Annotated in this window: 16 protein-coding genes and 1 pseudogene; 5 read left to right on the forward strand and 12 right to left on the reverse strand. The window is 37.3% G+C overall.

Annotated elements, in window-relative coordinates:
* The first annotated feature begins 11 nt into the window (after positions 1 to 11).
* The 5 genes and pseudogenes from NBH16_RS01360 to NBH16_RS01380 all read left to right on the forward strand — a co-directional run.
* Positions 12 to 2,729, forward strand: coding sequence for a TraG/VirB4 family ATPase (locus NBH16_RS01360; RefSeq protein ID WP_250787992.1), 2,718 nt, complete (start codon positions 12 to 14; stop codon positions 2,727 to 2,729).
* Positions 2,726 to 5,251 (forward strand): hypothetical protein, encoded by a 2,526-nt coding sequence (locus NBH16_RS01365; RefSeq protein ID WP_250787993.1) that lies wholly within the window; start codon positions 2,726 to 2,728, stop codon positions 5,249 to 5,251. The genes NBH16_RS01360 and NBH16_RS01365 overlap by 4 nt, the downstream gene beginning before the upstream one ends.
* Positions 5,248 to 5,979 (forward strand): hypothetical protein, encoded by a 732-nt coding sequence (locus NBH16_RS01370; RefSeq protein ID WP_103878085.1) that lies wholly within the window; start codon positions 5,248 to 5,250, stop codon positions 5,977 to 5,979. Before NBH16_RS01365 ends, NBH16_RS01370 begins: the two co-directional genes overlap by 4 nt.
* A 20-nt stretch (positions 5,980 to 5,999) precedes the next feature.
* Entirely contained in the window at positions 6,000 to 6,755 is a 756-nt protein-coding gene (locus tag NBH16_RS01375) for a DUF5045 domain-containing protein (RefSeq protein ID WP_250787994.1), read from the forward strand.
* An 18-nt stretch (positions 6,756 to 6,773) separates the two neighbouring features.
* Positions 6,774 to 7,457: pseudogene (locus NBH16_RS01380) on the forward strand (hypothetical protein); the annotation flags it as partial.
* A gap of 564 nt (positions 7,458 to 8,021) precedes the next feature.
* Here NBH16_RS01380 and NBH16_RS01385 read toward each other — a convergent pair.
* From NBH16_RS01385 to NBH16_RS01440, 12 genes are read right to left on the reverse strand one after another with little or no spacing between them, the layout of a single operon-like run.
* Positions 8,022 to 9,764: an ABC transporter ATP-binding protein gene (locus tag NBH16_RS01385; RefSeq protein ID WP_004292670.1), complete on the reverse strand. Its 1,743-nt coding sequence runs from the start codon at positions 9,762 to 9,764 to the stop codon at positions 8,022 to 8,024.
* 6 nt (positions 9,765 to 9,770) lie between these two features.
* The gene (locus NBH16_RS01390; RefSeq protein ID WP_118171258.1) at positions 9,771 to 11,567 is read right to left on the reverse strand and encodes an ABC transporter ATP-binding protein; all 1,797 of its coding nucleotides are present in this window, start codon (positions 11,565 to 11,567) and stop codon (positions 9,771 to 9,773) included.
* Positions 11,568 to 11,574: 7 nt separating this feature from the next.
* On the reverse strand, positions 11,575 to 12,270 hold the full coding sequence (locus tag NBH16_RS01395) for a methyltransferase family protein (protein ID WP_004292666.1): 696 nt from the start codon (positions 12,268 to 12,270) through the stop codon (positions 11,575 to 11,577).
* Entirely contained in the window at positions 12,267 to 12,944 is a 678-nt protein-coding gene (locus NBH16_RS01400; protein WP_004292663.1) for a methyltransferase, read from the reverse strand. Before NBH16_RS01400 ends, NBH16_RS01395 begins: the two co-directional genes overlap by 4 nt.
* A complete protein-coding gene (locus NBH16_RS01405) occupies positions 12,941 to 13,735 on the reverse strand; it encodes a methyltransferase domain-containing protein (protein ID WP_004292661.1) in 795 nt (264 codons plus the stop codon). Before NBH16_RS01405 ends, NBH16_RS01400 begins: the two co-directional genes overlap by 4 nt.
* The gene (locus NBH16_RS01410; RefSeq protein WP_004292659.1) at positions 13,725 to 14,531 is read right to left on the reverse strand and encodes a hypothetical protein; all 807 of its coding nucleotides are present in this window, start codon (positions 14,529 to 14,531) and stop codon (positions 13,725 to 13,727) included. The genes NBH16_RS01405 and NBH16_RS01410 overlap by 11 nt, the downstream gene beginning before the upstream one ends.
* On the reverse strand, positions 14,515 to 15,624 hold the full coding sequence (locus NBH16_RS01415) for a saccharopine dehydrogenase NADP-binding domain-containing protein (protein ID WP_004292658.1): 1,110 nt from the start codon (positions 15,622 to 15,624) through the stop codon (positions 14,515 to 14,517). The genes NBH16_RS01410 and NBH16_RS01415 overlap by 17 nt, the downstream gene beginning before the upstream one ends.
* A 4-nt stretch (positions 15,625 to 15,628) precedes the next feature.
* Positions 15,629 to 16,711: a saccharopine dehydrogenase NADP-binding domain-containing protein gene (locus NBH16_RS01420; RefSeq protein ID WP_004292655.1), complete on the reverse strand. Its 1,083-nt coding sequence runs from the start codon at positions 16,709 to 16,711 to the stop codon at positions 15,629 to 15,631.
* Positions 16,690 to 17,349 (reverse strand): DUF6796 family protein, encoded by a 660-nt coding sequence (locus NBH16_RS01425; protein WP_008778686.1) that lies wholly within the window; start codon positions 17,347 to 17,349, stop codon positions 16,690 to 16,692. Before NBH16_RS01425 ends, NBH16_RS01420 begins: the two co-directional genes overlap by 22 nt.
* A 52-nt stretch (positions 17,350 to 17,401) precedes the next feature.
* The gene (locus NBH16_RS01430; protein WP_004292650.1) at positions 17,402 to 18,589 is read right to left on the reverse strand and encodes a YncE family protein; all 1,188 of its coding nucleotides are present in this window, start codon (positions 18,587 to 18,589) and stop codon (positions 17,402 to 17,404) included.
* Between the two features lie 38 nt (positions 18,590 to 18,627).
* Positions 18,628 to 21,021, reverse strand: coding sequence for a TonB-dependent receptor (locus tag NBH16_RS01435; RefSeq protein WP_004312213.1), 2,394 nt, complete (start codon positions 21,019 to 21,021; stop codon positions 18,628 to 18,630).
* 17 nt (positions 21,022 to 21,038) lie between these two features.
* The gene (locus NBH16_RS01440) at positions 21,039 to 21,629 is read right to left on the reverse strand and encodes a 4'-phosphopantetheinyl transferase family protein (protein WP_004292648.1); all 591 of its coding nucleotides are present in this window, start codon (positions 21,627 to 21,629) and stop codon (positions 21,039 to 21,041) included.
* Between the last annotated feature and the right edge of the window lies 1 nt (position 21,630).

Below are 21,630 nucleotides of genomic sequence, written 5' to 3' on the forward strand. Positions count from 1 at the left end.
TAAACAGCCGAATGATTATATATGTTTTCATAGTCTTCATTGCCCTTTGCGTGGGCATGGCCGTGTCGGTCTATGCCTTTGGAACGGGCGGCAAGCGGAAACGCATCTTTCAGGACATCTATTTCTCCGTGGAAGAAGCGGACGGGATTGGTGTGATATATACCAAGACCGGAGAATATTCTGCCGTGCTGAAACTGGAGAACCCGGTACAGAAATATTGCGCCAATATCGACTCTTACTATGAGTTCACGCAACTTTTCACCGCCATTGCCCAGACTTTGGGAGAAGGCTATGCCATACACAAACAGGATATTTTTATCCGGAAAAAATTTACGGAAGAGAGCGACGAGAACCGTGAATTTCTCTCCACATCCTATTTCCGTTACTTCAACGGTAGACCTTATACCGACAGCGAATGTTACCTGACTATCACACAGGAAGTCAAGAAAAGCCGTCTGTTTTCTTTTGACGGCAAGAAGTGGCGAGACTTCCTTGTAAAGATACGCAAGGTTCACGACCAGCTGCGTGATGCCGGCGTACAGGTGAGATTCCTGAACAGGCAGGAAGTCAATGAATATGTTGACCGTTATTTCGCCATGAACTTCCGTGACAAGGTGGTCTCCATGACAAACTTCAAGGTGGATGACGAATGTATCTCCATGGGAGACAAACGGTGCAAGGTGTATAGCCTTGTGGATGTGGATAACGTGAGCCTGCCGTCTGTCATCCGTCCCTATACCAACGTGGAGGTCAACAACAGCAGTATGCCGATGGATCTGGTGTCGGTTGTGTCCGGCATTCCCAATACCGAAGCGGTGGTGTATAACCAGATGATATTCATTCCCAACCAAAAGAGGGAACTGGCCTTGCTTGACAAAAAGAAGAACCGCCATGCGAGTATGCCCAATCCCGGTAATCAGATGGCGGTAGAGGACATAAAGCGCGTGCAGGAGGTGGTGGCAAGGGAAAGCAAGCAACTGGTCTATACGCACTACAATCTTGTAGTAGCCATGTCCGCGGACACCGACCTCCACAAATGCACCAACCATCTGGAAAACCAGTTTTCAAGGATGGGCATCCATATTTCCAAAAGAGCCTACAACCAGTTGGAGCTGTTCGTCAATTCCTTTCCGGGCAACTGTTATGGTATGAGTCCCGACTATGACCGTTTCCTTACCTTGGGTGATGCGGCAGCCTGTCTGATGTACAAGGAACGCATCCTGCATAGCGAGAAAACTCCTTTGAAGATATATTACACGGACAGGCAAGGCGTGCCTGTGGCTATCGACATCACAGGAAAAGAGGGCGCGGAGAAATTGACCGACAACAGCAATTTTTTCTGTCTGGGTCCTTCCGGCAGCGGCAAGTCGTTCCACATGAACAGCGTTGTGCGCCAGCTTCACGAGCAAGGGACGGACGTGGTAATGGTAGATACCGGAAACTCATACGAGGGACTGTGCGAGTATTTGGGTGGAAAATATATCTCCTACACGGAGGAATGCCCGATTACGATGAATCCTTTCCGCATCAACAGGCAGGAATTGAACGTGGAAAAGACAGGTTTCCTGAAGAATCTCGTGCTGCTGATTTGGAAAGGCAGCCAAGGGACGGTCACCAAAACGGAAGACAGGCTGATCGAGCAGGTCATCACCGAATATTACGATACCTACTTCAACGGTTTCGATGGTTTCACTCCACCCCAACGGGAGGATTTGCGCAAAAGCCTTTTGATTGACGAGCGAAACAAAAGCGGCAACCGCGCTGAAAGTGAAACGGAACTGAACGCACGGATAGAAACTGTCATAGACGAGATAGAACGCAGGAGAAAGGAACTGAAAGTGGAATCACTGTCATTCAACACGTTCTATGAGTTCTCCGTACAACGCATTCCCGACATCTGCAATGAAAACAGTATAACCGGGATAGACATTTCCACCTACCGGTATATGATGAAAGACTTCTATCGAGGTGGCAACCACGACAAGACGCTGAACGAGAGCATGGACAGTTCGCTGTTTGATGAGACCTTCATTGTCTTTGAAATCGATTCCATAAAAGATGACCCGCTCCTGTTCCCCTTGGTGACACTCATCATCATGGACGTGTTCCTGCAAAAGATGCGTATCAAGAAGAACCGCAAAGTCCTGGTCATTGAGGAGGCATGGAAAGCCATAGCCAGCCCTCTTATGGCAGAATACATCAAATTCATGTATAAGACCGCCCGAAAGTTCTGGGCTTCAGTGGGCGTGGTCACACAGGAAATCCAGGACATCATCGGGTCTGAGATTGTCAAGGAGGCTATCATCAACAACTCCGATGTGGTAATGTTGCTTGACCAAAGCAAGTTCCGTGAACGCTTTGATACTATCAAGGCGATACTCGGACTGACCGATGTGGACTGCAAGAAAATCTTTACCATCAACCGACTGGAGAATAAAGAGGGGCGTTCGTTCTTTCGTGAGGTCTTTATCCGCCGTGGCACTACCAGCGGTGTGTATGGTGTAGAGGAGCCGCATGAGTGTTACATGACCTATACCACGGAACGGGCTGAGAAAGAGGCGTTGAAACTCTACAAGGCTGAACTGCAATGCAGTCACCAAGAAGCTATTGAACGCTATTGTGCCGACTGGGATGCTTCCGGTATAAGCAAGTCCCTGCCGTTTGCCCAAAAAGTGAATGCAGCCGGGAAGGTATTGAATCTTCATCAACCAAAGACAAAACAACAATGAAACGATTCGCTCTCATAATAATGACAATAGCCACGATTTTCGCACAGCAAGCACATGCCCAGTATTACAGCGTGAACTTCGATGCGAAAACCGTGGCCGCTATGGTTGCCGCCTACGGTACCGGAACCGGTGCAGAAGCGTATTATGACGAGCAGGTGCAGAATATACTGAAACACTACAAGGCTTCGGAAGTGGCCACTGCCGGAATATTTGCCAGCAAGTTCCTGGAGAGGAAGGCACTCACTGATTTGGGCATCTGGAGCAGTGCCACCGAAAATTACTACTACCGCAGGATTTATCACATGGTGGCGCACAAGATTATCCCGAAGACATGGATTGTCGCCAAGCTGATGCTCCGTTCTCCACAAACCGCACTCCATTGGTGCAGTTATCTGATGAAAGTGTGCGATGACACCAAATCCCTCTGTATGCAGTTCGAGAGCGTTGTCACCAACAGCACACTGTCTTTCTCCGATATCGCCTTTCTGGAAATCAATGAAGAAATCGCCTCCATCTTAAAACTCTCCGAAATAGGCAACGTGGACTGGCAACGGCTCTTTGATGACATATCCAAAGTGCCGGACAACTTCACCAAGGAAAACCTGAAAGCCGATTTGGACAAACTTTACCGGATGGGAGCCGGTCTTGCCACTTCGGGAATCACCAATATCGGGAACGCCTTGTTGCAACAGAACTCGTTTCACGAGCTGATGAACGGGAAGGTCAGCAAGGTCATTGACATCTACGAGCATTACAACGGACTTTTCGAGCAACTGGAGAACAATGCCGGACAGACCATACTGGGCATCGTGGGTGGTGAAGAAAATGTGGCAGGATTGTTCAAGTTCAGCGACTACAACCTCACTTCGTGGATTACCGATTATCTGGACGAAACAGCCGGGAATTACTACACCCAGCGATGGTACATCGCGAGGCGTGACCGTGGCAGTGTCTCCCTCTGCGACTATTATCCCCCGACAGATGACAAGAGCATCCTTGAAGGTGGTGAATGGACCCGCTTCAAGACAAGCGATCCGAACTTCTATCCCAACGCATCGCAAAAGGAGCAGGCCCTTTCCAATTCGGAACGCTATGCCGGATGGTCAAGGAACAGGGTGCAGCAGCTTAACAATGTCAATGACGGCTTCAGTTACACCATCAATTATTACCAGTCCAGCTATATCATTAAAAAAGGAAAGAAGCAGACCAAGAAGGCATACGCCTACGAAATCCATGTCACGAAAAGCTGGAACAACGAGGAAATAGTCTATGAAGACGTGTTCGATTCCTATTCCATGGATTTGAACACATTCAAGGCTCAACTTAATGCACATCTGTCTGAATTTAACGACAACGAAGACGGCTATGTCTATTATATCGCTTCCGACAGCCGGAACTATTACCAGGCAACCAATGAAGAGAAACTGAAAGGATGCGAGACGGTAACAATCAGTGTCACCTGTTCGGACGGTGCGACACTTGGGCAGGGAACAACCCAGTACAAGTGCCGGAAATGCGGAAAAACGCTGAACGCCCATTCCAAGGAGTGCGCGATGAAGACTACAGCCGAAAGCGAGGAACTGGATTTGTCTGAACTCGATGCCATGCAGCGTGAAGCGGACAACAAGGTTTACGCGCTCCAGTCACAAATATCCGCATTGGAAAAGGAAAACGAATCGCTTATCAAACAGATTGCCAATGCCAGTGTGGAGGATGCCGTTCCTCTCCGTCAGAAATACAATGAGAACAAAGCGGAGATAGACAGGTTGAAACCTGAACTTGCCGCGTGGCAGCAGAAACAAGAGGAAATCGCACAGGCAAAAGAAGAAGCCCAAAGCGACAACGATGTGCAGACCGATGACTATTACCGGATACCGGCTATCATGCAAGACTGCAAGACTGCTTACAATATCACCTGGCAGGACAACGGTTCCTGGAACGGCTACACCTATGTCCGAAAAGGCACGATTCCGAATATCAACGGCATCATCACATTCAAGGCGACACTGAAAATCGCCCGAAAGCCCAAATACTTCCTTGGCATCAAGATTCACAGGGCTATCCTGCAAATCTCCTGGGACTTGACAACGGAGTATTCCGATACCCATGTGGTGGAAGTGATTACACTTGACCCCGACATGAGCGACAAGGAAAAGACGAAACTGGTAAATGACCGCATAGCGGAAATCGCGAAAGAATATCCGAAGTGCAAGATAACGACTGAATATGCCCGTACTGCACCGCAGGAGGACACGAAAACAAACGATATGTATCACCTGCTTTGGTCAAGCGACCGGCTGGAGATAGCCCGTGAAGTGGATTCCCGGCTCACGAAGATTTACGCCGACTTGGTATCATTGGAAAAGATGATGCACTACAGGCGTAGTATCATTGACGTGCTGAAAGATGTTCTGCCACCCGTTGACGATGATCAGGGGCGCAGACTTTCCCTCGTGGAGGAATGTCACGACCGTTGGATGGAAAACGCACGAAACAGAAAGACTAAGGAGGGCAAGCGATGAAAAGAGGCAGGACATATATACTCGGACTGTTGATAATGCTGCTGGCACCCCTGTCCGCAAATGCGCAATGGAGTTTTGATGTGGGGACGGTTGAAGCCTATATCAATGACCACAAGCAACAGCGAAGTCTCTTGCTGGCTCGCTCCACCTTGGAACACAGCAATAAACTCCTGCATGAATACAGCCGTAAGGAAACGGTGGGTTATAAGGAGCTGAACGTGGATCTGGACAAGTACACCAGAGCTTTCGATGTGATTGACGTGATGTACCAGTCCCTACGCACGGCATTGAATGTACATTCCACCTACAAAGGGGTCAGCGAAAGAATATCCGACTACAAGGCGATGCTTGAAGATTTCAATGAGAAGGTCATCAAGCGGAAACACATAGAGTTGGCGGACACGCTGATATTATCCATCAATGCCGGAGCCATACGGATGATAGCCCAAGAAGGAGAATACCTATATAAATCCGTGAGCGATTTGGTTCTGTACGCCACAGGTGCGGCGGCTTGTTCCACTTCGGACTTGCTGATGGTGCTGAACAGCATCAACTGTTCTCTTGACAATATCGAGAAGCATTTGAACCGTGCCTATTTCGAGACCTGGCGGTACATACAGGTTCGTATCGGCTACTGGAAAGAGAAAGTCTATCGTACCAAGACCAAACGGGAACTTATTGACGATGCTTTCGGACGGTGGAGACAATCAGGTAAACTGGATTATTGATAACTAAAAATAGAGAAATTATGAAATGGATTTTTACAACGATGCTGTTAGTGGCAACCATTGCGGCAAACGCCCAATATGTCACCTACAACCACGATTCGCCCAAGATGAACCAAATCACGGTGGAAGAAACCGGAGCCGGTGCGCTCAAACCGGAACTTTATTACACGTTGCTGCACAACAAGTACAAGAAAACGGCAGCGGTCAAGAACAAACTCACATTCCGCACGGCGGCAGGCGTGGCTTCCTATCAGCAGGTAGATGAAGCGGAAGCCATAGATTCCGCACTCACAAGCAGAGCCAAGATTGAAGCCTTGAATGTGGCAGACCGACAAGTGGATCTGGACTGGCTTGCGGAAAAGGACAAGATAGAATCCCAGATGCGGCAGTTTCAGAAGAACATTGACCGCATAATGATGACAGGCGGCTCGCCAAAAGAAAAAGAACGGTGGGATGACTATTACCATGTCTATCAATGCGCAATCAAGGCAACAAAGGATGCCTATATGCCCAACGCGCAGCGTAAGAAAGAGTATCTGCAAATCTATGCCGATGTCTCCCGGCAAAACGATGTACTGGTGAAATATCTCGTCCAGTTGAGCAACCGCAATGCCACGAAGAATCTCCTTTCGGCAACGGAGAACCGCCCGATAGACAAAAGAAGCATTATCAGCAATGCCATGAGTCGCTGGAATGAATCCCGGTCAGCAGTGCGAGGGTCGCAGAATAATGACGGAAACGAAGACGGAAATGAGAACGAGAGTGTGAACAGATAAAATTAAATGGAAAAATAGATGGCAAGCGGAGATATACTTTCAGATTTCGGCATCAATCTGCTTGAAGAAGAGATTGATGATGTGATTTTTCAGACCAACGAGTTCCTGACGGATGCCACCTTCACAGGTTCACAAGGCCCGTTTTGGTGGATCCTCCAAATGTGTATGGCACTCGCGGCCTTGTTTGCAATCGTCATGGCAGCAGGCATGGCGTACAAGATGATGGTCAAGAACGAACCGCTGGATATCATGAAGTTGTTCAAGCCATTGGCGATTTCAATTATCCTATGCTGGTGGTATCCTCCGGCAGACACGGGTATGGTAAACAGTGGGAGTAACTGGTGCGTGTTGGATTTCCTATCCTATATCCCGAATTGTATTGGCTCTTATACTCATGACCTGTATCAGGCAGAAGCCACACAGATAGAGGATAAATTTCAGGAGGTGCAGCAACTCATCTATGCAAGAGATACGATGTACACCAGCCTGCAAGCACAGGCGGATGTGGCGCACAGCGGAACTTCCGACCCTAATCTGATAGAAGCCACCATGGAACAGACCGGGGTGGACGAAGTGACCAATATGGAAAAGGATGCTGCCAAACTTTGGTTCACTTCACTTACTTCCGGGATTGTTGTAGGAATAGATAAAATCGTGATGCTCATAGCCTTAATTGTATTTCGCATAGGCTGGTGGGCAACTAACCTACTAAACACATTATCACATTATAAATAAGCGAATTAATTCTTACTTTATTAGAATGGATAACAAAAAAGCAACAATGATATAATTTATTTGTACGTTGTAGCAAATGCTCTCATTTGAATATAAACAAATGTACGCATTAATGGAGATAATGCAGAAAAACCATGAAGCATATACGACTCACTGCCACTCTCCATTTGTAGATGTGTGAAAGTAACAATCCATTAATGGACAATAGGGTATATAAAGGACAGATTTCCCGTATATTCGTCTCCTTATTCCTGAATTATGAGCGTAAGTCACATAATTATGGAGAGATATCCACCCTTTAATGGGGAGAGCTGTCGGCAAATATTTGATGGAAATGCCCCGAAAATCACAGGAGAATAGCCATACAATGGGCTGATACACAATAATTATTGGATAAACGTGGTCTGCTCCTGCAAACAGCAAGTTGTCTTTTCGTTAAACGAAAACAGGACGGTTTAACGGCGGAAACGCCGCCAAACCGCCTCCCCCCAAAAAGCTCCGGAGTCGGCTTTGATTTTCCTTATGCCATCTCTATACATTTACTTTCCAATTACAGGATTTTTCTTGAATATCCCATAAATGAGCATATAATCCCTCATCTTTTAATAATTGTTCATGTGTCCCTTGTTCTACAATATTTCCACCATCTAAAACAATAATTTTATCAGCATCACTTATTGTTTTTAGTTTATGCGCTATAACTATAACAGTTCTACCTTGTATTAAAGAATTGATTGCATACTGTATTTCCACTTCATTTTCTGGATCTAAAGAAGCTGTTGCTTCATCTAATAAAATTACAGGAGCATCTTTTAATATAGCACGTGCAATTGAGATTCTCTGTTTTTCTCCTCCAGATAAGGTACATCCACCTTCACCTATCATTGTATCATATCCTTGAGGTAAATGTATTATAAAATCATGACATTGAGCTTTTTTAGCCGCCTCTATTATCTCATTATCTGTAGCATTCTCTTTACCAAATCGAATATTATTCTTTATGGTATCCTGAAATAAATATACGTCCTGAAATACCATTGAAATGCGTTGCATAAGTTTCTCAGGATCAATCTCTCGTATATTTTTGTTACCTAATAATATTACACCTTTATCAGGATCATAAAACCGAGCGCAAAGTTTCATCAATGTACTTTTTCCACTTCCAGAAGGCCCAACTATAGCAGTTAAAGAACCTTGTTTCATTGTAACACTTATATCATGTAGGATATATTTATCATTATACCCAAAAGATACATTTCTAAATATAATATCTCCTTGTTCCGGAGCATCTTGTGTTCCTGACATTTCTGGTTCATTTAGTAAATTCAAAATACGTTCACCTGCAATAGAATAATAACGGAATTCTGCAAGATTGATTAGTGCTAATGTTAGTGGGTCAAAAACTCTGGAGCCAACGATAAGGAACATCACAAAAATAGCAACAGAAAGTTTTCCTCCAATTAAAAGGTATGTACCACATAATATCATCAAAGTAAGTCCCATACGAAGAAGGGTTACAGACAACATGACAATAGGTCCAATCAGAGCTTCTGTTTTGATATTCGCACGTTTGAGATCATTAAATGCTTCCTGTAAACGGATGAACTTTATTCCAGTCATATTATATGCTTTGATAACACGTATACCTTGTAAATATTCTTCCATTCTGCTACTGGCACGTATTTTAGCCAGAATTTGAGTTTGCCCTAGTTTCTTTTGAATACTAGAAGTGAAAATAAGTATTAAAAAAGAAATAGGAAGGGATAAAAACATAGCAATAGACATCTGCCAATCTACGAACAATAAACCTAAAAAAGCAAAAATAGGCATGACCAGTGCACCAAGCAATTGAGGAAGATGGTGCGACATCCCTTGTTCTGTCATAGCAAAATCAGTTATTAACATGGAAGATAATTCTCCAGAATCTTTTTTATAAAGAAAACCTAATGACAACTTGCGTAAATGTTCGGCTAAAGCAATACGACCTTCTGCACTAATATTGTATGCTTCCCGGAAATTTGCATTATAGGATTTCTTTTCTCCAAAAATCATAAAAATTATGTATACAAACATTATCACAATCAGCCCCCATAATTTAGATATGTTTAGAGGAGTTCCAGTTCCATCAAAAGCTTTAAAAAGGGTATTTATAACTTCTATTGAAAGACAAAAGGGAACTATATTTATAAAGTTTGCAAGCATTGTATACCCCACAGGCTTGTATAAACGTTTGGTTTGTCCTATAGTAATATGTTTTATAGCCTTTGTAATCATATTATTTCATTTTTTTAGATTTAACTTCCAGTTATGTGCATTTATATAAGCATTCCACATATTTTTATATATGCCTGTAGTAACATGAAGTTCGTCATGTCTTCCTTTTTGAACTAAACATCCTTCCTTAAAAACAAGAATTTGATGAGCAGAGGTGATAGAAGACAATCTATGAGCTATGATAATAACAGTTTTACCTTTTATTAACTTTTGTAAGGCCTGTTGTATTTTATATTCATTTTTTGGGTCAGCAAAAGCTGTTGCTTCATCTAATACTAAAATAGGAGAATTTCGTAAAATAGCCCTAGCTATACAAATTCGTTGTGCCTCTCCTCCAGAAAGAAAAACGCCTCTCTCTCCGACAATCGTATCATATCCTTTAGGAAGACTTCGAATAAAATCATCACATTGGGCAGCTTGAGCAGCTTGTATAACATCCGATAAACTAGCTTGAGTATTTCCTGCTGTAATATTGGCATATATGGTATCATTGAAAAGAAACGTATCTTGGAATACAAAAGACACGATCTCCAATAATTGGGGTGAGGAAATATTTTTTATGTTTATTCCCCCTATTAAAATCTCTCCAGAGGAAACATCCCAAAAGCGAGGAATGAGATTGGCTATTGTTGACTTCCCTGACCCAGAAGGTCCAACCAAAGCTGTTACTTCACCTTGTCGAGCGATAAAAGAGATATCCTTCAGCGCTTCTGTCTTTGTCATATTTTCTCTATCTTCGTAAGCAAAACTTACATTTCTGAATTCAATATCATACGTCTGAGGTATTTGAGGAACAACTGGTTCACATAGTTTTTTTTCCTCAAATATTTTGTCTATACGTTTTACTCCTTCATTAATTTCTACAGTTCCTGAAGCTAAAAATGCGAGTTTATATACAGGGGAAGCTACTCCGGGCCCCATCACGATGAAAAAAAGATAAATTGCAGCTAATGAGATGTTTTTAGGATCAGAGGTCATTATTAATATTCCTACAGGAAGAATAAACGTGACTATTGAATTCAACAGAATAATAAATGCAATTATACCATTTTGATAGTTATTACAGCATTTTAAAGCAAATGTTTTATACGCTTCGATTTCGGCATTGAACTGCCGAAAAGAACGTATACTTTGTCCAAATATCTTTATAATTGGCATACCTCTCACATATTGAACAGCTGAAGCACTCATGCGTTCTTGGACATCAAAATAGATTTTCGTAAGTGCAGTAGCTCTTTTCCCTACAAAATTAGAAAATTGCATTCCTATACTTAAAAGTATGCATAATAGAGCGGTGAATGCCATCCAACCATTTAAAGAAAAAAAGATAATAAACATAAAAGTTATGGTTGCAAACACATTCACCAAATCGGGAATAGTGTGAGCTATAAAATGCTCTATTTTTTCGACATTTTGTTCCATGATTTTCTTTATACAACCGATAGATGTCGAATTTAAATATCCCAAAGACAACTGACCTATATGCTCTGAAAGTTTTATTTTTAACCCATATAAAATACGAAAGGCGGCTATGTGAGATAACATTAATCCCGCATACAAAAATAGTACACCCACAATCAAAGCAATAAAAGCAAGCCACCCCCAACTGATCATTAGCTCAGAATCTATCGTAGATAAATCAGAAGCATGAACAAGCAATTCCTTTAATATTTCATATATAGACCAAAATGGTATAAGTATACATAATGCACTTATAGCGGAAAATAACCCGGAGAAAAGCAATAAACTTTTTTTTTCTCCCGCAATTTCCAGTAACCTAGATAATCCTTCTTTTTTCTTCATTATTTATTTAAATATATATTGTCGTAGTTAGACAAATATTTGTCACAATAATTACCAAGTAGAAAATAGCAAACAGCCATAATTCCTGATTCATATAAGCTGGAGTTTTTTTAGCATATTCTTCATATTCTTTCTTGAAATGTATACATAATGAATATTTATTTTCTATATATACAATTACAAGATTAATACATATATAAATTATATATAAACATAATGTATGTATGGCTCCAAGCAGAAGAATAAAACTTAAATGACAAAATAGATCTCCCATTATCATCGGATTTCTCACTTTTTTATAGGGACCTTCCGTTATTAACTTTGAAGGATGCAAAAACCTATCTTTGGTTGCTTGCAGATTACAATTTACCACTTTAGTACCCCAAACAGACATAAAATATCCAATTAATGCAATAAGGATAATATTGTAAAGAACATTTTCCAACAGTATTACTTTTATGTCAAACAAAGAAAAAATGTTTAGTTTGAAGCGAGGTTGATTTAAGAAGGGCATAATATACCAAAGAATAGATATAAAAAAGCCCGAATAATACATTAATGTATATCTATTATTGCAAGATAAATCTAGTGTTTTAGACATATATTTACGATTCCCAACCTTAAATGCTATATAATAAGGAATCAACCAAAGAAATGAAATTATGGCCAAAATAATTTGGGTGGCCCAGCTAAAATAAATCATATTATTTTTGTATAATTTAAAAAATTACAAATAACCAACAATGCCATAAATAAAACTATAAATAATAGTTTTTGATCAAGGAGAACAGGGGTTTTCTTTCTATAAACTATAAGTTCTGATTTATAATATGGTTCTAAAGAATACTTAACCTGTATTTTTATCATAAAGAGATCTATAAATACATATATAGGGAATAAAATGCAAGTGTAGATTCCACCTGTTAATAACACCAAAGAAAAATGTCCTAATATATCCCCTATGATCATTGGATGTTGAACTCTTGCATATATTCCTTCTGTTAACAATTTACTTGGGGCATAAAATGCACTTTTAGTAGCTTCAATATTTTGAGAAACAGACTTTTTACCCCAAATGCCAAAGAAATATACAAACAACAGAAAAGAAACTGGAATATACAAAACATTAAAAAAAACAAATTCGCCATTTAACCAGTCATATATTCCATGCATCCTTGGTTGCTCTATAAAGGGTAATACATACCATATGAGTGCTGGATAAGTGCTCATAAAATATAACTTTTCCGGAAGCTTTGATTGTTTTTTTAATTGAGAATTATGTTTTTTGTAACCTAGTAGAAATGCGTAATAATAAACAATTAATCCACTTAATGAGATCAAACTAATTACTATGTGAATTATCAACTTTGTATTCATTGCTGTATTTTATTATTTTTATCTGTATTTAAATAAGTATTTTCTTCTATATCATTTTTCGAAGGCATTTTTACAGCTATAATTCCTGCAAAATTGTGCCATTTAATGAAAGTATCCATACATTGAAAACCGACATCAGATAGTAGACTCAAATTCTCTGTAAGACTCAATGGAATCAAAACGCCTCTCAAACTTTGAGCCTTTTTTATAACTTGTTGTTCATTCAAACCATTTTCTTGCTTAAAATCCCAATACAAGTCATTCCATATATCCTCAAACAGTGAATTTTCCGCCCTTATTTTCTCTACAAATATAAAAGCTCCACCTTCTACTAATCCATTATATATCCGTTGTAAGACTTTTTTTCTTTTCCATAAAGGTAAAAACTGTAACGTATACAATGATAAAACTAAATCTATATTAGCTAATTCATTTATTTCCTCTATATGTTGTTGTAGAAATTGAACTAATTCGCTACTACATTTTTTTCTTGCAATCTCTATCATTGGTAAACTTTCTTCGACTCCGATGAATCTCACATTCTTTTTTCTTGAATGCTTTTGTAATAAAAGAGAAATGGTTTCTCCTGTAGAGGAACCTAAATCATATACAACACTATTGTCTCTAATAAACCATTCACTTATTTCGATAACAGCCTTTTGTACTTCCTCGTACAATGGGACACTTTTTCTTACATGAGTGTCGAAATGTTGTGATACTTGTTCATCAAATTTCCATTCTCCTGGAATTGATGTTATCAAATCATCGACTAGCCCTTCTTTATTTCTCATATATCCTCCTTTTAAATATATAATTAATTCCTACAATATTTAAAATCTCAACTAATACTACATATAAAATAAATAGAGGTTTATACAACTCACTAAAGTTTCCCCACACAAAGAAACCTAAGAAATAAAGAAAAGAGAAAATGAGAATCGCTTTAGATAAATTCATAAAAAAAAGAATCCTATTACTGATATAATATATAATAATAGAAGAGAAAGCAGTAAAACCACTTATCATTCCAAATGTATATTTATCATAAGGTGAAACTGTAGAATAAGAAATATTGAACATTATTTCCCAAGTCTGTTCGGGGACTAAAATATTTACAATGTTCAATAGCAATACTCCTGCCTGCACTTGGAATAAACAACTTAAAACGGGAAGTTTTTGTTTCTTTGGTGCTATACCATTAATACTATGATTTAAATAAAATATGAAACTTCCAATTATAAGCCAAATAAAAGGTTCATAATCTGATGATATATGTACAATCCCTGTTTGAAGTTTTAGCAAGTACATAAAACCGCCCATAAATGCGACTAAGAAAGAACAGAAGCTAATAAGTCCTTTATATTTTTCGATATTTCTAAGAAAGAGAAAATAAATACAGAAAAAACCGAAGAACAAACACTCTTCTCGAAACAAGACAATTGTCAAGTCTGATGGTATATCATGGATTCCCATGTAAGAGTGAATTACATCCCATGAGAAAAATATCCAGGGAAAACCAGTGAAACATGCTATGGCACATAACCACAACATACACACAAGAATTTTCTTTTTAATTTTTATGTTCATAATATGAATATTTTATTCCGTAAAAGTCTAAATCCGACATAAAAGATTGGCAATTCAAAGAGTCACAAAGACAATTTAATCCTATTTTTGTTTTACCTTCTAAAATGTATTGAGTAGTAATAACAGCAGGTAATGCAGTATATAATAAATTATTTTTTGTATATAAATAGTAAAAGGTATCTATCTTTCTTTCTGGCTCTATTTTAGAAACTTGACAAATTACACTTCCCCACTTATTCTCTTTCTTAACGAGACGTTGATAATCATCTTGCAACATAAGTGTTGCTTTATTTAAATTATGTTTATAAAAGATCTTTATAAACATAAACTTCCCCATTGAGATATAGTCATTTAGCATAATGAATGTTGATATCTTTCTTATTTGTTTTAAAGAAGTAGCCAATTGAGTTAATTGTTCGTCAAATGATGGCATACATATTTTTTTATGTCCAATGAAAGGAAAAAATTTGTGATGTGTATATCGAAAAGGAGACACCTGTATTTCCTTTCCATGAGAATAAACATAGGAACGTGTTTTTCCCATAGATGATGCTGCCAGATCATAAGTTGAACTATATGACCAATTATCAACAGCACCATAATAGATATTAAAATTAGTATTTTCTGGGCTGTTTAAATGAGTCTCTATAATAGTTTTAGAAAATACGCCTGAAATACCAGGCATCCAACCAACACCTATAATAAAGCAAAGTTTCTGAGCTTCAATGCTTTTTTCATATGGTTTTAATAAATCACGCAAAATGCCATATCCTCCTATATCGATGTAGTGGCAATTATTTCTTAATGCATGTAAGGCAATCTTGTCATTTATTTTAAATGAAGGTCCAACAGCATTAATAACCAACAAACATTGAGAACAAAAATTATCCAATTCTACATCATTGTTATAGTTCATTTGGTTATACTTAAGTCGCTCACTATTATAAAATGTAGACATAGATATTTCTTTTATGGATCTCCTACCACCAATTAAAACATGGAAGTGAGTTTGTAGTTGTAATAAATATTTAACTATAATAGAACCAATTGTTCCAGTTCCACCTATTATTCCTATATATTTATTATAAACCATAATACTATTCCTCTATAGATATATTTATGTTGTTGTTTTTTAATATTTCGTTTAACATGTGCAGATTGATATTTATGTCTTCAAAAGTAAAGATGCCAGGCATAATTGGTATACATCCTTTTATTATCGAGAGCACAATTACCGCACAAAATACTCCTGTTAATCTAAATGAGGAATCTGAGTGCAATAAACATTTTACAATAGAATTTTGATTTCTTACATAAGTACATACTATCACAGATTTCTCGTTTTTCTCATTTTTCTCCAATTGCCCCTGTTGTTTATTGACCATTTTACAAATCAATTTTCTAATAAAAGAGCTCTTTCTTAGTAAGGGAACTATGCCCATAGGAAGATTTTGCAGATGAAAAGCACAATCAAAATTTTGTAGTTCTTCAAATCGACTAGCTCGTTGTATAGTCCTTATTTCAGGACTAGAAAAGAATATTAATGGCATATTGGAATGAAAACGATCAAAAGTAAAAGTTCTATCTGAATGATATTTAGTTGGTTTTATTCTTCGGATTTCCCTTTCTGAAAGGAGCATCAGGTCATCTTTAAAACCCTCAAACATATTGATTATTGAAGCTGTTCCAGAAACAACACCTGCTCCAAAATAGATTCTCAATTCGGCTTCTAAAACAGTTTTTTTTAATTGTTCTGCAGCATATTCTAGCATGAAAGTTGTCAACCCTGGACATAATCCCATTCCTGTAAAAATTGTTCCCCGAAAATTTGTTATGTTCTCATTTTTTATTTCTAGTACACGTCCACTATGTCCATAGTCATCATTAATATCAACACATATTACGTGATTTCTTAAACAAATTGTATAAATATCTGTTCCTACACATGAAAAAGGACCAAGTGCCAAAATTATAATATCAAATTGTTTAATAACAGATTCTATATTTTGGGTATCATGTATGTCCATTTTTATGAACTTTACTTTCTTCTCTGATATCTTATGAATACCTCTTGATGCTATAAATAATTCACAAATATCATGATAATGTAGCAAGTAATCTGTAATAAATTGTCCCGCAATCCCTGTGCCACCAATTACTAAAACTTTCTTTTTAGACATAAATTTCTATCTTTTTTTAAGCTTATCCAACAAATTATATAATACAGAGTGATCCCCAAACTAAAAATGCCTGGTAGTAAGCATTCGGTCTTGGGAATTATCCAAGTGACAATAGATAAAATAATTGTTAGTATAACAGGGTTCACAACTATAGACCATCGAGGAACTATAGCTTTGGATGAAAAGTTACTAAATCCAACAATCAGCCAGGTCACTGGAAGTAGAATAAACATAAAGGGGAAAAAAGGTATATTAGATCCTGTTAATAATTGCCAATCTATATTTGTTTGCATTATCATTTTTGATGTACCAATACTATATATTATGGCATAGCTGTAATGATAAAACCCCAACATCAATAAAGAATAAGATATACAGAATGTATTAATAAGCGCAAGCTTTTTATTAACTTTACACATTGTTGTGTATATGAAGTATGTCCCTAATATCCAAAAAGGAAAAGTAAAAATACATCCAAAAGATGATAAATTTAAAATAGTTTCTTCTAAAGAAAGTAGTCTTGAAACAAAATAATCTGTTTCAACAGTTTTCATCTGTACTAGATAGTCGCAGGTTGTGATAAATAAACCTGAGATTACACTTATAATGATTATACAGTCATAATTACGATTGTTCATTCCATAAAAATTAAAAAGCTGCCGGAATCTTTTAGCTTCCGGCAGTCTTTATTTATTTTAAATATTGAATTTTGAAGGGATTACCTTCTGTTTTTATCTTTAAAGGTTCATACTTATCTTCTTTATAGTTGTAAAGATAATAACCTGTTCCTTGAGTAGAAGCCATCCCGAACACCATATAGTCTCCTGCTTTACATTGACTACATGACCAACCCGTAGTTCCGTCAAAGTTCATTTTTTTGACAGTTTTATTATAAACATCTATTTCAAATGTTTGCATTGATTTGTCATTTACATAATCAGGTGGATTACTAACATATCCCGGAACATTGAAATATCCATATAGCTTACCATTTCCTGTATATGTTTTGCTATAAATATAATTTGCTTTATTACCCTTTATGTCCGGTATACTAATTGTTTCTATTGGGAAATAGTATGACTGATCAAAGTCTGTTTCTCCTTTCTTTATACGCAAGAAACCTTCTGTACAGTTTGCAAAATATCCGAAGCCTCCTACACAATAAATATAAAGATCGCCTTTTTCATCAATGAAAGGATCACCTGAATACTCATAAGCGGTTGCCATTGTAGCTCTATTATCAGATATCATTTTAATAGGCTTGTCTGTCTTTGTATCAATCAAAAGTACATAAGCTCCAGTATTAGGGTTAAACTGGGACTTATCTTGAGCTAATCCTACATATAAAATACCATCTCTAATAACCGAAGCACCAGGTTCAGGATTTTTATCACCACTTTCTTTCCCAATTGCATATTCAGATAAATCTATTTCACCTGTTTTTTGCATTGTCGTAGGATTTATTATATACAATTTTCCCAATCCTACGCATGATATATAAGCTTTTTCTTCTGAATCAAATGTAAGGAATGCAGGAAGAGAACCGGAAGGGAGAATCATCGTTTCTTTTTCTTGAATTAGCAAACCATTCTCGACTCTGTACTTATATAAACGGGCATTCATCGATTCTAAGACATAAATGTTACCCCCATAAGTAAAAAGAAAAGATTCTTTTGCAAAGACCAAAGAATTTTGTGTACTTGTCTGTTCTACATTTAAATCTTTAAATAGACTAACATAAGCATTATCACCCACCGTGACACTATGAACAAAACTCATATCGTCTTCTTCATCTGTTGGAAACGGATCATCTTTACTACATGAAATAAAACTTAAAAAGGTCGCTAATAGCGACAATAAAAACCATTGATTTTTCATTTTTTTTATTTTTTTAGTTAAAATAATTATTTATAATATTACAAACTCATCGCTCCCCCTGAAGATTCATCACCAAACCAATTAAATCGTAATTTAATTTTAAAAGTACGACCTTGTAAAGGCTTTTTAAATTCCATATAGCTCTCCTTGTTGAATATATTTTCAACTTCAAACCCTAATGATACTTTATTTTTCCAAATAGATTGCTGGAATCCTGCCGTAAAAAGATGACTACGAGGAATTAACCATTTCTTTCGCTGTTCTGGTAAGTTACTCATTTGCCAACTCCAATCAAAATCATGAACGTAAGATGCGTCTATATAGATTCTAGATATTTCATGTTTCCCAAGTAATCCCTCTGTATGATACTCTAAACCATAGTTAAAATAAAAACGAGGAATATTGGGTACCTGTTTATCATAAGTCGGGTTTTTCACACTTTGGTCATTAGTAGTCCATTTTAGCTTATCCCGAATATCTTGATAGGTTAAGTTAAAATAACTATAAAGCTGTGGAGTCACATCTATTTTTAAATCAAAATCTCCCCCCATGATCTGAGTCTTACCCAAATTCGTATAAATCATTCGTATATCAGCAGGAAATAAACTTATCATATCTGTTATATACATATAATATAAATTTGTCTCTAACTGAAAACGACTTAACCCCATAAAATTACTTTTATCCATGATTAACCCTAAATTTATATTATTACTTATTTCGGGATTTAAATCAACTGAAGGCTTTACTGTCACTCCGTCTCCAAACAATTCTTCCGTATCAGGAAGCCTCACGTTATGTGATAAGGAAAATTTACCTCTCACCCCTTTGAAAAATTCATAACTGATTCCTTCACTTATTCCATAGTAAAAATTGTTTATTTTTGTTTTTTTCGGTTCTTTCTTAACACTTTCAGATTCATCTACAATTTTATCACTTGTTCTATATATTCCAGAATTTAAATAGTATAGACTGAACATTAAAGAGTTTTGAAGTTTGTTATTACGTGAAGAATACTCATGTGCTAACCCCAAAGTATTTCCCTTCATATTACTGGGAAAACCACTAGGGTCAAAACCAACATATTCTGCTGTATAATCATCCTTAGGTCTATACCTTGAATATGTGAATTGATTGTTAAGATTAAAGGTATGTTGCTTTAACTTGTATTTTAAATTCAATTTATGTCTGATTTCAAATTGTTTGTCATCTGAATAGTTTAATAAATTATCATCAGTTTCTCCCATTGTATTTGTTATGGTTCCATCCCATTGCCGTTTTGTTCTAGCGGTATCAACCAAATGCGTATGAATGATTGGAGTTACTAGACCTGACTTGAATTCAAGGTTTTTAAATAAGAAATTCTTCTTCTCTAAAGTTAAAGTAGGCATAATGTTTGTCCCATGTGTATGAGAAAAACGTGAATCAAAATCTAAGGCCTGAATTCCCTTTTTATTGTTATAAAAAGCACATTCTAATTCAATCTTATCAAACCAGAATTTTGTAAATGTTAAACCTACATTATACATTGTGGACCTATAATAATCATTATTTCTTATTACTTCTTGGTAGGCACTTGAAGGTAAATTTGTTTCAAAAACAGGATAAGTCATTTTATAATTATTATCCGATTTATTATGAAAAAAACCTCCTCCAATTTGAATCCCTGGTTTTTCAAACATTTTTTTTACACTGACTAACGTTTTGGAAGTACCAAATGAAGCAAACTCCTGAGTAAAGCCTACCAAGTCACACTCGTCCTCTCTTGTAACAACATTAATCGCTCCTCCCAGACCATCACTGCCATATTCAGCAGGAACTATTCCTTTATATATCTCAATATATTTAATGGCATCAATAGGTATGTCGTTTATATCAAATGAACCATCGGGGCTATTTAAAGGAAAACCATCTATATAAATAGCTACTCTTTTTCCTTCCAGACCATGTATGGACATTTTAGAAGAGCTACCCAAACCTCCGGATTTTCTAACTTTGATTCCAGAAGTACGAGTAAGTACTTCTTCAATTCCAGTTGAACGACCTCTTAATTTTGCTCCATCAACAACCGTTACAGCCATAGGACTTTTACGTATATGATTTATTTCTGCCTGCTGTGAGGATGCTTTTACCACGACCTCATTCAACACTTCTGTACTTTCTTCCAAAAAGAAATTTTTAGTTGTATTTCTATTTACAGTAACAGACTGTTTTATTGTTTTGTATCCGATAAAAGAAACCTCTACAAGATACGTTCCGTTTTGAGGTAATTTTATTCTGTATAACCCATTATCATTTGCATTATCTCCAACCTGATTTTTTCGTATATATACAGAAGCTCCTACAACAGGTTCATTTGTCTTTTTATCTACGATTCGACCAGAAAGAAAAACTTGTGCCCAAGATATCATAGGGAAACAACATATTCCCATAATGACTAAAATTGTTTTTACTTTTCTACACAACATAGGTTTATAATAAAATTTTTTTTTAACATGCATATTATAGTTACATTGGAAGCTTTAGATACATTTATCGTGTCAATATCAATCCAATTGCATAATTTACTATATGCTGTATAATATGCCTTTAGAATAGCTTCTTTACGTGAAAAAATGTCAATAGGAGAAAATTCTTTCTTATCTATACACGCTATCTCTTGGGGTGTACAAAAAAGAGAATATTCCTTTTTTGATAATATCGTCGTTTGATCTTCAATATCTACTCCAATACCCTTATACCTCTTTTTCTTTCCAACAGCAGCAACTGCTATTGCATCTTTATGAGATATAGAACCAACTATGTCAAATGGCCATATTGGTTCACCATCTCTTCCTTTTAAAATGGGAACTATTTCCTTTTGTAAAGTCTGTAAGGCACGATGTGCGGCACAACGTCCCAAAATATAAGTTTTAAGACGTATTTCAGACCATTCTCTTTTAATGAATATTTTTTCCTCATTAAAGAGATTATCTGAAGTAGCAAAAGGACTATCTTCCACAATTTCTACTGCTATATCGGAAAAGGGTAATACAAGCATA

The organism is Parabacteroides sp. Y3-G-102 (assembly GCF_023656845.1).
Classification (GTDB): Bacteria; Bacteroidota; Bacteroidia; order Bacteroidales; family Tannerellaceae; genus Parabacteroides; species Parabacteroides distasonis.